Genomic DNA, 11,643 nt, shown 5'->3' on the forward strand with positions numbered 1-11,643 from the left:
TCCGCACGGACCGGCGCGGGGGTGGATACCGTGTACTGCGGGACACGGCGGAGGGGACGACCATGCGCACACCAGCGGAGCGGGCACCGGAGCGGGCGAGCGGCGGGCGGGCCTGGCGGATCGCCGGGCTGGCGGCCGTCGCCGGCCTGGCCTGGGCAGCGCGGGACATCCCGGCCCAGCTCGGTGGCCGGCTCAGCGGCGCGCGGGCGGAGCGGGCGGCCCGGTCGCCGCGGTTCCGCGACGGCACGTTCCACAACCCGGCCGGCACCAGCGCCACCATGGTCGCCGACCCGGGCCGCAACCTGGTCCGGGAGCTGATCTTCGGCAAGCAGAAGCGGCGGCCCGGCAGCGCCGTGCCGCTGCTGCGCCCGGCCGATCCGGCGCCGGGCGACCCGGCCCGCGAACTGAACGCGATCTGGTACGGGCACGCGTCCACGCTGGTGGAGATCGAGGGGCACCGCGTGCTGCTCGACCCGGTCTGGAGCGACAGGTGCTCGCCGTCGGCGCTGGTCGGCCCGCGGCGCATCCACGAACCGCCGGTCCGGCTGGACGAACTGCCCCCGCTGGACGCCGTGCTGATCTCGCACGACCACTACGACCACCTCGACATGGACACGGTGCGCGGGCTGCTCGCCCACCAGTCCGCGCCCTTCCTGGTGCCGCTCGGCGTCGGCGCCCACCTGGACCGGTGGGGCGTGCCGGAGGAGCGCATCGTCGAGCTGGACTGGTCGGAGAGCCACCGGGTCGGCGGGCTCACCGTCACCGCCACCGCCGCGCAGCACTTCTCCGGACGCGGGCTGCGCCGCGACGGCACGCTCTGGAGTTCCTGGGTGGTGGCCGGCGCGCACCGGAAGGTCTTCTACACCGGTGACTCCGGCTACTTCGACGGCTACGCCGCGATCGGCGCCGAGCACGGCCCGTTCGACCTCACGCTCATGCAGATCGGCGCGTACGACCGGGCCTGGCCGAACATCCACATGTTCCCCGAAGAGGCGGTCGCCGCCCACCTCGACGTCCGCGGTGAGCTGCTGGTGCCGGTGCACTGGGGCACCTTCAACCTGGCCCTGCACGACTGGTCGGAGCCGGTGGACCGGCTGTGGGCCGAGGCGAAGGCCCGGGACGTCCGGCTGGCCGTGCCGCGCCCGGGCGAGCGGCTGGTGGTCGACGAGCCTCCGACGGTGGACGGCTGGTGGCAGGCGATCGCCTGACGAAAGTACGGCCACCACACCGGGTTTCGGCGGCGAGACCGCGCCGATTCTGGTAAACCGGGAGTCGGAGCTGTCCCCCTCCGGTCGACAACGCGACCGACGGATCCACCGTCACGCCCGGCACCGCCCCGCCGGCTCGTCGTCTCCCGCGAGGAGCAGCATGCTCAACGGCCGCCTGGTCACCGTCCGACCGACCCGTAGCCAGGATCTGGACTTCCTCACCGATCTGGCCAACCACCGACACGTCCGGCAGCACGTCGTGGGCTGGAGCTGGCCCGTCGCCCCGGACGGACAACTGGAGTGGCTGCGCCAGTCGCAGGCCAGCCCGGGTACGCAACGGATGACGGTCGCCGATCCCGTGACCGACGAGCCCTGGGGCCTCACCGGGCTGTGGGAGATCGACTGGCACAACCGCTCGGCACTGACCGCGGTCAAGTTGATGCCGGGGCTCGCGCCGCGAGGCAGCGGCAGTGACGCGATCATGCTCACCATGGCGTGGAGCTTCCACGAGGTGGGGCTGCGTCGGCTGCACAGCTCGATCCTGCCCTTCAACGCCGCGAGTCTCGGGGCCTACGTGCGCAAGTGCGGCTGGCAGGTGGAGGGGCGCGACCGCCAGGCGGTGTTCCGCGGTGGTCAGTGGCACGATCTGCTGCGCATCGGTGTCCTGCGGGGCGACTTCGACGCTCACCCCGACGCGGCGGAGTACGTCGAGCGGGTGTGCGGCCCTCGGATCCCGGCCCAGCCCGACTACAGCACGAACGCGTCCGTCCACAGCGCGCCGGAGCGGCCGGACAGGGCGTCCAGCATCGCCACCGCCTGACCGTCGGTGAGCTGCGCGACGAAGTCGACGATCGCCCGCCCCCGGGCCCGGCCGATCCGGTCCGGGGTGCGCGGGTGCAGCTCCGCTTCGGCCAGTTCGACCAGGTCGTGCAGGCGGCGGGGCAACCGGGACTCCTCCTCCGGGTCGAGCAGCCACTCCCAGAGCGCCTCCACCAGCGTGCCCAGCAGCCGTGCCTGGCCCCGCTGGTGCAGGGCCAGGTCGGGGCGGGCCAGCACGAACCGGTGGTGGACGAACTTGAGCACCTGCACCTCATGCCACTGCGCCTGGTCGAGCCGCACGTAGCCGGAGCGGAGGCCCGGCTCCGGGGTGACCGTGATGGCGTCGACGAAGCGGGTGGACCAACGGGCGGAGAACCGCGCGACGTACTGCTCCGCCTCGATCGAGCCGTCGAAGGGCAGCGCCAGCAGCCCCTCCACCAGTTCCTCCCGGACGTGCTCGACCGCGGCGGCGAACGCGTCGTCGTCGGCGATCCAGGCGTCCTTGCGGTGCAGTTGGCGGCGCAGTCGTTCGATCGCCGCCCCCGGTCGCCGGCCGGCGGCCTCCAGCGCCGAGGCGGTGATCGAACGCAGGTGCCCGTACTCGCGCTGCCAGGCCATCAGCTCGGCGGCCACCGCCCCCTGCTGGAGCACCCCCACGCGATAGAAGTCCTCCACGTCGTGGATGGCGTACGCGATGTCGTCGGCGGTGTCCATGACGGACGCCTCCGGGGTCTGCTGCCAGTCCGGGATGCGTCCGGCGAACGGCTCCCGGGCCTGCCGCAGGTCGTCCAGCTCGGTGCGGTACGCCCCGAACTTGACCGACCCGCTCTCCGGGTCGTCCGGCGGCGGCGCCGCGCCCCGGGGCGCCGGGTCGAGGTGCCGCGGATGCGGGTCGGGGTGGTCCAGCCGGGTCCACGGGTACTTCAGCATCGCCGCGCGGACCGCGGCGGTCAGGTCGAGCCCGGTGGTCGCCGCGCCGCGGATCTCGGTGCTGGTGACGATCCGGTACGACTGGGCGTTGCCCTCGAAGCCGTCGGCGAGCCCGAGCCGCTGCCGGGCCAGCCCGTCCAGGACCCGCTCCCCCAGGTGCCCGAAGGGCGGGTGCCCGAGGTCGTGGGCGAGCGCGGCGGCCTCCACCACGTCCGGGTCGCAGCCGCCGAGCTTCTCCAGCAGGTCCCGGTGGGCCGGGTCGGCGGTCAGCCGCTCGGCGATCGCGCGGGCCACCTGCGCCACCTTCAGGCTGTGGGTGAGCCGGTTGTGCACCAGCAGCCCGGACCCACCCGGGCTGATCACCTGGGTGACGCCGTTGAGCCGGGCGAAGAACGGCGAGCCGACGATCCGGTCCCGGTCGGCCCGGAACGGGCCGGCGGCCAGGTCGCCGAGCGCCCGGGCGCTGCCCCCGAAGAGCCGCCGGGCCCGCGGATCCGCAGGTACCTCCATGATCGCCACGCTAGCGCAGTCGCCGGCGGTCGGAGCGAGGTGCGCAGGGAGCCGCTCCCGCAGCGGACGCGAGGGCGAGTCGCTGCCACTGGCGACGCTGCTCAGCCTTCGTCTCGAAACGGGCGACGACTGGCGGTAACCCGCGGCGGCGGCCGCTCGAACCGCTGCCGGGGTACGCCACCGCCCGCCGGCCGCTTGACCCGCCGCCACCAAAACATCTGCACGACCAGGGTGAGCAGTCCGGCCAGTACGATCGCGGCCAGGTTGATCACCAACTGAAGGGCCGAGCCGGCCGCTTCGTGCCATACCCCGTACGCCGACGCGACGGCGACGTTGGCGGCTGCGGGAACGGTGGTCACCGAGATCAGCACGCCGACCAGGGAGCCGGACTTCTTCGAGGTCAGCGAGAGCATGCCGGCGATCCCGGCCAGTATGCCCACCACCCAGGACAGTGCGTCCGGACGCCAGATGAAGTCGGTCAGTGGCCGGTCGGCCAGCAGCATGTCCCGGCTGACCAGACCGGCCGCGGTCAGGCCCCACGTACTCACCACGGTCATGGCCATCGCGACCAGAAAGCCGACCGCGAGCGCCTTGACGGAATGGCCGATGATCTCCGGCCGCCGACGCAGCAGCGCCACGCAGAGCGCGGCGAGCGGCCCGAACTCGGGACCGACCACCATCGCGCCGACGATCAGGATCGGCTGGTCCAGCAGCACCCCGATCCCGGCGATCATGGTGGCCACGGTGATCAGCGCCAGGAAGGTGCTGCTGAGCGCCGTCTGCTCGCCCGTCTTCGCGGCGACCTCGTCCCAAACCAGGGCGTCCTCACCGTGGCCGGGAACCTCCTCTGCGGCCCTTTCCGCGGCGGCCGAGAGGGTCAGCTCCACGTCGTCCGCGGCGATCCCTCCGTGCGCCTCGACCCCCATCTCTTGGAGCCGACGCAGGACACTGTCGGCGCTCTCCCGGACCACGTCGCACGTGATGTAGTCGCCGGCCGGTTGGCGCGCGGCGCCGGGCAGCACCACGAGGTGGGTGACGCCGGGGTCCGCGGCCAGCAGGTCGGCGACGTCGGACGAGTGGTCCGCTGGTGCGATCACCCGGATGTGCAGCACAACCATGCTCCCTCAGGTCGCGACGGACCTCAGCACTCTAGTGTCGTGCGCCTCGCCGGACGTACCCGGATCCTGCCGTCCCGCGGATGTCGGGGCCCTCTCGCACCTGGGTTCGTGTGTCTAGAGGCGCTCCACCGTCGGACCGGAGCACCGGTTGCGGGCGTCGAACACGTAGCGGGCGCGGCGGGAGACCATCCCGTAGTCGAAGACGTCGTGGTCGGTCGTGACGATCACCGCGTCGGCCGCGTCCACCTCCTGCTCGGTCAGGGGCACGACCAGGACACCGCCCGGGATCTGGTGCGGCTCGGCGTGCGGCTCGGCGACCCGGACGTCCGCGCCGAGGTCGCACAGCCGCCGGGCGACGTCCACCGCCGGCGAGTCCCGCATGTCGCCGGTGTTCTTCTTGTACGCGAGGCCGAGCATGAGCAGGCGGGCGCCGTTGACGGCCCGGCCGGTGCGGTTCAACCCGGCCATGACCCGCTGCGCCACGTGCTCGGGCATCTCGTGGTTGACGTCGTTCGCCAGTTCGATGAACCGGAACTGGCGGCCCAGCCGCCGCTTCACCTGCCAGGACAGGTAGCAGGGGTCGATCGGCAGACAGTGCCCCCCGACGCCGGGACCCGGCCGGAACGGCATGAACCCGAACGGCTTCGTCTCGGCGGCGTCAATCGCCTGCCAGACGTCGATGCCCAGGTGGTGCGAGAGCATCGTGAGTTCGTTGATCAGGCCGAGGTTCACCTGACGGAAGGTGTTCTCGATCAGCTTCGTCAGCTCAGCGACCCGGGTGGAGGAGACCGGCACCGTCCGCTCCACGAGCCGGCGGTAGAACCCGTCCACCCGCTCCAGCGAGGGCGCGTCCACGCCGGAGACCACCTTGGGGGTGTTCTCCAGCCGCCAGGTCGGATTGCCGGGGTCGATGCGCTCGGGGCTGTACCCGAGGTGGAAGTCGCCCGGCGCGTGCAGCCCACTGGCCGACTCCAGGAGCGGACACAGCAGTTCCTCGGTCGTGCCCGGGTAGGTGGTCGATTCCAGCACCACCGTGGCGCCGGGCCGCACATACGGGCCGATGCCTCGCCCAGCCTGCTCCACGTAGCTGAGATCCGGCGTGCCGTCGCGCAGCGGGGTGGGCACCGTGATCACGCAGACGTCGAAGTCGCGGGCGTCGGCGTACTCGGTGCTCGGCAGGTAGCGACCACTCCCGAGCGCCCGACCGAGCCGGTCGGCCGGGATGTCCTCCACGAACGACTCGCCGGAGGCGAGCCGCTTGATCCGGTCGGCATCGACGTCCAGCCCGACCACGTCGAAGCCGGCCTCCACGGCCCGCATGGCCAGCGGAAGACCGACGTACCCCTGGCCGATGACGACTACCTTCTCCGCGCTCACCCGGGCTCCAGACACGTAGGAAATCACCTGATTGGAGGCTAGAGGGGTTTCTGAGGCCGGAAGTCCGTTTTCGGGATATCGGTCCGACCGGACGCCGAAGCGGGAGCGCCGCGGTGCGGGGCTTCCGACCCGAGCGGGCAGAATGCACGACGGAACCCACCCGAGAAGGCGGATCAGATCGTGACCCAGTCTGTGCACCAGCGGATCGCCGAGGAACTCGGCGTCGCCGAACGTCAGGTGCGCGCGGCCGTCGAGCTGCTCGACGGCGGCGCCACCGTGCCGTTCATCGCCCGCTACCGCAAGGAGGCCACCGGCCTGCTCGACGACGCGCAGCTGCGCACGCTGGAGGAGCGGCTGCGCTACCTGCGCGAGCTGGACGAGCGGCGCGCCGCCGTGCTGGAGTCGATCCGGAGCCAGGGCAAGCTCGACGAGGCGCTGGAGGCGCAGATCCTCGCCGCCGACTCGAAGTCCCGCCTGGAGGACATCTACCTGCCCTACAAGCCGAAGCGGCGGACCCGGGCGCAGATCGCCCGCGAGGCCGGGCTGGAGCCGCTCGCGGACACGCTCCTCGCCGACCCGACGCAGGACCCGAGGACGGTCGCCGCCGGGTTCGCCGACCCGGACAAGGGCGTCGCGGACGCCGCCGCCGCGCTGGACGGTGCCCGGGCCATCCTGATCGAGCGCTTCGCCGAGGACGCCGACCTGATCGGCACGCTGCGCGAGCAGATGTGGTCGCGGGGCCGGCTGGTCTCGCGGGTACGCGAGGGCCAGGAGACGGCCGGCGCGAAGTTCGCCGACTACTTCGACTTCGCCGAGCCGTACCCGAAGCTGCCCTCGCACCGGATCCTCGCCATGCTCCGGGGCGAGAAGGAGGGCGTGCTGGAGCTGACCATGGACCCGGAGGCCGAGGGCGACGCCGACGCGGCCACCGGGCCCAGCCGCTACGAGGCCGCCGTCGCCGGCCGGTTCGGCGTGAGCGACCAGGGGCGGCCCGCCGACCGCTGGCTGGCCGACACGGTGCGCTGGGCCTGGCGTACCCGGATCCTCATCCACCTCGGCGCGGACCTGCGGATGCGGCTGTGGCAGGCGGCCGAGGAGGAGGCGGTCCGCGTCTTCGCCACCAACCTGCGCGACCTGCTGCTGGCCGCGCCCGCCGGCGCCCGCCCCACCATGGGCCTCGATCCGGGCCTGCGCACCGGCGTGAAGGTGGCCGTGGTCGACGCCACCGGCAAGGTGGTCGCCACCGACACGATCTACCCGCACGAGCCGCGCCGGCAGTGGGACGCCTCCCTGCACACGCTCGCCACGCTGGCCGCCGCGCACGGCGTCGAGCTGGTGGCGATCGGCAACGGTACGGCCAGCCGGGAGACCGACAAGCTGGCCGGTGACCTGATCAAGCAGCACCCCGAGCTGAAGCTGACCAAGGTGGTGGTCTCGGAGGCCGGCGCGTCGGTCTACTCGGCCTCCGCGTACGCCTCGCAGGAGCTGCCCGGTCTCGACGTGTCGCTGCGCGGCGCGGTCTCCATCGCCCGCCGCCTCCAGGACCCGCTCGCCGAGCTGGTGAAGATCGACCCGCGCTCGATCGGGGTCGGGCAGTACCAGCACGACCTGTCCGAGGTGAAGCTGTCCCGCTCCCTCGACGCGGTGGTGGAGGACTGCGTCAACGCGGTCGGCGTGGACGTCAACACCGCCTCCGCGCCGCTGCTCACCCGGGTCTCCGGCATCGGCGCCGGGCTGGCCGAGAACATCGTGCTGCACCGCGACGCCAACGGGCCGTTCCGCACCCGGGCCGAGCTGAAGAAGGTGGCCCGGCTCGGGCCGAAGGCGTTCGAGCAGTGCGCCGGCTTCCTGCGCATCCCCGGCGGGGACGACCCGCTCGACTCCTCCAGCGTGCACCCGGAGGCGTACCCGGTGGTCCGCCGGATCCTCGCCTCCACCGGGCAGGACCTGCGCGCGCTGATCGGCAGGTCGGCCATCCTGCGCGGCCTGCGGGCGACCGACTTCGTCGACGACACGTTCGGTCTGCCCACCGTCACCGACATCCTGGCCGAGCTGGAGAAGCCCGGCCGCGACCCGCGCCCGGAGTTCCGCACGGCCACGTTCGTCGAGGGCGTCGAGAAGATCGGCGACCTGACCCCGGGCATGGTGCTGGAGGGCGTGGTGACGAACGTGGCCGCGTTCGGCGCGTTCGTCGACGTCGGCGTGCACCAGGACGGCCTGGTGCACGTCTCGGCCATGTCGCACACCTTCGTCAAGGACCCGCGCGACGTGGTGAAGTCCGGCGACGTGGTCAAGGTCCGGGTGCTCGACGTGGACGTGCCGCGCAAGCGGATCTCGCTGACGCTGCGGCTGGAGGACGAGGCCGCCGGCGGTCGGACATCCGGCGACGGAGGCCGGCCGGAGCGCGGCACGGCGCGGGACGGCCAGCGGGGCGGCGGGCCCGGTTCCGGCCGCCGGCGTGCCGAGCAGGTCGGTCGCGGCGCAGCCGACGGGCGTCGCGAGCACGGCGGCGGAGCCGGTGGGCAACGTGGCGACCAGAGTGGTCGCGGCGCGGCCGGAGGGCAACGCGGGAGCCGGGGCACGGGAGGCGGATCGCCGCAGCGAACCGGCCGGAGCGGCCCGGCGCCGGTGAACGACGCGATGGCCGAGGCGCTGCGCCGGGCCGGGCTGGCCTGACCGTCGCCGCCCGGGTCCGATCGAGGTCGGACCCGGGCGGGCTACGACCACACCGTGGAAGCCGCCCCGCACCGCAGCGACGGGCCGGGCGGTGCGCGTACCGTCGCGGCATGGGTGACCACGACGGCCTGGACTGGCGGGAACAGCGCCGGCGGGCGGTGTCGGCGCACGCGGCGGCGGCCGACGCCCGGCGCGCCGCGGAGCAGGCCGAGGCCGGCGAGCTGGTCGCGGCCTTCGTCGCCGAGGCGACCCGACGCGGTCTGCGTCCGGTCCGGCTGACCGCCACCGGGTACGACGGGCGCGGCCGCTACCGGACGCGGCTCACCGGCTGGTACCTCGACCGGGCCCGCACCCGGGCGGTCGGCACCGACGGATACTTCTACCTGCTGACCGTCCCCGCCGGGCTGCGGGCACGGATGTTCGGCGCGGAGCCGTCCCGGTCCCCGGCGCCGCTGGTGGTCGGCGAGGGTGGCCGGGACGGCGACTCGATCCCGCTGCGCACCCTGCTCGACCGGCGGCTGGCGGCCGGCGACGATCCCCGGTGACCGTGGGCGGGACGCCGGGGCCGGGGCCGCGATTGCGGGGCGCCCCCGCAACCTCCGCCTGATCTTCGGGGCCGCACGGATCACAACCTTCCGAGCCGGCAAGCGTTAGCCATACCGCGGCCCGGTTTGCAGGGCCGGCGGCCGACCGACCGTCGAGAACGAGTCGCTCACCCTTCGGTTACTCCTGAAGACAATCAGGGTCATTGGCACCGTATGACGTATATAAAGCATTTTTTCTTGTTATAAACCCCTCGAAGATGCCCACATCGCGACGGGAGACTGCATGAGCGGCCGGGTCCATCTGTCCCCACCCGACGTTGGAGAGCTCGAGGAGTCCTATCTCGTCAATGCGCTGAGGTCCGGCTGGGTCGCGCCGGTGGGACCGGAGGTGACCGCCTTCGAGCGGGAGATGGCGGAGCGCGCCGGAAGCGCCCACGCGGTCGCGGTCAGCTCCGGCACGGCGGCGCTGCATCTCGCACTGCTGGCGCTGGGCGTCGGCACCGGCCACGTGGTCGTCGTGCCCACCATGACCTTCGTGGCCACCGCCAACGCGGTGGTCTACACCGGAGCTGAGCCCGTCTTCGTCGACAGCGAGCCCGGCACCGGCAACCTCGATCCGGAGCTGCTCGGCGACCTGCTCGACACCCTGCAGGCCGAGGGCCGGAGCGTCGGCGCGGTCATGGCGGTCGACCTCTTCGGCGCCTGCGCCGACTACACCCGCCTCACCCAGGTCTGCGACGCCGCGGGTGTGCCGCTGGTGGAGGACGCCGCCGAGTCACTGGGCTCGGCACACCGGGGACGTCCCGCCGGTTCCTTCGGTCACGCCGGCATCTTCTCCTTCAACGGCAACAAGATAATCACCACCTCCGGTGGCGGGATGCTGCTCTCCGACGACGGCGACCTGGTGGACCGGTGCCGGCATCTGGCGACCCAGGCCCGACAGCCGGTCGCGCACTACGAGCACCACGAGGTCGGCTACAACTACCGGCTGAGCAACCTGCTGGCAGCCCTGGGACGGGCCCAACTGGCTCGGCTCGACGAGATGACGTCACGCCGCCGGCAGTTGCGCGAACGCTACGCCAAGCTCTTCGCGGCCGTACCCGGCGTGCGTCTGCTCGGCGAGGGCGACCTCGAGAGCAACTGCTGGCTGACCTGTGTCGTGGTGGATCCCGATCGGTCGAGCTGGGTGGCCGCCGACCTCGCGGCGGAGCTTTCCCGCGCCGACGTCGAGACCCGGCCGCTGTGGAAGCCGATGCACCGGCAACCGGTCTTCGCCGAAACCCGCGCAGCCCTCACCGGGGTGGCGGATCGACTCTTCGCGAACGGCCTCGCGCTGCCGAGCGGCTCGGCCATGGACGACGCGCAGGAGGCACACGTGTTCCGGACCATCGAGCGGTTCCTGGAGCGGCGATGACGATCCAGGTGAGGGCGCTGGACAGCACAGCCGACACCGACAGCACGCTTCCGGACGTCTACTTCACCTCGGGATACGGCCAGGCGGCGGCGGCGGCCGAGGGCGGCGTCTGGCGGTCCCTGCACATCGCGGACGGCGACCTCGTGGTGCCGCACGTGCTCCGGCAGGTCGACCCTGCCCTGTCCGACGCGGTGAGCCCGTACGGCTATTCCGGGCTGCACCTGGCGCCGCACGTACCGGCCGCAGAGCTTCCCCGGCTCTGGGCGGCGGCGGCGGCACACTGGCGGGCCAGTGGCGTCGTCAGCCTTTTCCTGCGCTTCTCGCCGTGGGATCTCGCGGCGGTGGAAGCGGCCAGGGCCGTCGACGACGTGGTGCTGACTCGCCGCGCCGACACGGTCCTGGTCGCTGTCGACGGCGGGCCGACGGCGATCTGGGAGGCCATGGCCGGCCGCTCCCGGACAGCGGTGCGAAAAGCGGAACGTGTCGGCCTCACGGCCACCGTTCGGGCCACCGGACGCGAGGACCTGGCGCCCGGGTCGGCCTTTCGCCGCCTGTACGAGCAGACCATGATCCGGGTCGGCAGCACGCCGGAGTACCTGTTCCCCGAGGCCTACTACCGGCTTCTCGCCGACGGTCTCGGCAAGTCCCTGCTGCTGGCCGAGGTACGGGACGGATCAGGCCGGGTCGTGGCCGCCGCGCTGGTGATGCGGCACCGGGAGCGTGCGCACTACCACCTCGCCGGCTCGGATCCCGCGGCTGCTCGGGACGGTGCGAACAACCTGCTTCTCTGGACGATCCTCCAGTGGGCCGCGGAACACGGGTGCGTGGCGGTCCACCTCGGCGGTGGGGTGAGACCCGACGACGGGCTGTTCCGGTTCAAGTCCTCCTTCGGTGGCGAGCGGGTCCCGTTCTGGACCGGCGCGGTGGTGCTGCTCCAGGCCCGCTACGACGAGTTGCTGGCCCGGCACGCCGCCGCCCACGGCCGACCGACGGACGTGCTGCGGCAGAGCGGCTTCTTTCCCGGCTACCGCTGGAGGGCGAGCTGA

The 11,643-nt window shown here is 72.7% G+C and carries 9 protein-coding genes; 6 read left to right on the forward strand and 3 right to left on the reverse strand.

All coding sequences use genetic code 11. The annotated features are described in order from the left end of the window. Positions 1–62: 62 nt before the first annotated feature. Positions 63–1,208: an MBL fold metallo-hydrolase gene (locus CO540_RS08955; RefSeq protein WP_099161662.1), complete on the forward strand. Its 1,146-nt coding sequence runs from the start codon at positions 63–65 to the stop codon at positions 1,206–1,208. A gap of 160 nt (positions 1,209–1,368) precedes the next feature. Next, entirely contained in the window at positions 1,369–2,028 is a 660-nt protein-coding gene (locus CO540_RS08960; protein ID WP_099161663.1) for a GNAT family N-acetyltransferase, read from the forward strand. On the opposite strand, the gene CO540_RS08965 is transcribed toward CO540_RS08960, so the two are convergent. The 3 genes from CO540_RS08965 to CO540_RS08975 form a co-directional block, all read right to left on the reverse strand. Continuing rightward, the gene (locus tag CO540_RS08965; protein ID WP_099164673.1) at positions 1,956–3,467 is read right to left on the reverse strand and encodes a deoxyguanosinetriphosphate triphosphohydrolase family protein; all 1,512 of its coding nucleotides are present in this window, start codon (positions 3,465–3,467) and stop codon (positions 1,956–1,958) included. The genes CO540_RS08960 and CO540_RS08965 overlap by 73 nt on opposite strands. 101 nt (positions 3,468–3,568) lie before the next feature. Beyond that, complete coding sequence (locus tag CO540_RS08970; RefSeq protein ID WP_099161664.1) at positions 3,569–4,579, reverse strand: DUF389 domain-containing protein; 1,011 nt, start codon at positions 4,577–4,579, stop codon at positions 3,569–3,571. Between the two features lie 120 nt (positions 4,580–4,699). Further along, positions 4,700–5,962 carry a nucleotide sugar dehydrogenase gene (locus tag CO540_RS08975; protein ID WP_099161665.1) on the reverse strand — a complete coding sequence of 421 codons (1,263 nt, stop codon included), beginning with the start codon at positions 5,960–5,962 and terminating at the stop codon, positions 4,700–4,702. A gap of 180 nt (positions 5,963–6,142) precedes the next feature. On the opposite strand from CO540_RS08975, the gene CO540_RS08980 reads away from it, so the two are divergent. From CO540_RS08980 to CO540_RS08995, 4 genes are all read left to right on the forward strand, one after another. Then, complete coding sequence (locus CO540_RS08980; RefSeq protein ID WP_099161666.1) at positions 6,143–8,638, forward strand: Tex family protein; 2,496 nt, start codon at positions 6,143–6,145, stop codon at positions 8,636–8,638. Between the two features lie 110 nt (positions 8,639–8,748). Next, on the forward strand, positions 8,749–9,183 hold the full coding sequence (locus tag CO540_RS08985; RefSeq protein WP_099161667.1) for a hypothetical protein: 435 nt from the start codon (positions 8,749–8,751) through the stop codon (positions 9,181–9,183). 283 nt (positions 9,184–9,466) lie between these two features. Next, a complete protein-coding gene (locus tag CO540_RS08990; RefSeq protein WP_099161668.1) occupies positions 9,467–10,597 on the forward strand; it encodes a DegT/DnrJ/EryC1/StrS aminotransferase family protein in 1,131 nt (376 codons plus the stop codon). Then, complete coding sequence (locus tag CO540_RS08995; protein ID WP_099161669.1) at positions 10,594–11,643, forward strand: GNAT family N-acetyltransferase; 1,050 nt, start codon at positions 10,594–10,596, stop codon at positions 11,641–11,643. Before CO540_RS08990 ends, CO540_RS08995 begins: the two co-directional genes overlap by 4 nt.

This window comes from Micromonospora sp. WMMA2032, assembly GCF_002688545.1.
In the GTDB taxonomy this organism is placed as follows: Bacteria; Actinomycetota; Actinomycetes; order Mycobacteriales; family Micromonosporaceae; genus Micromonospora; species Micromonospora sediminicola.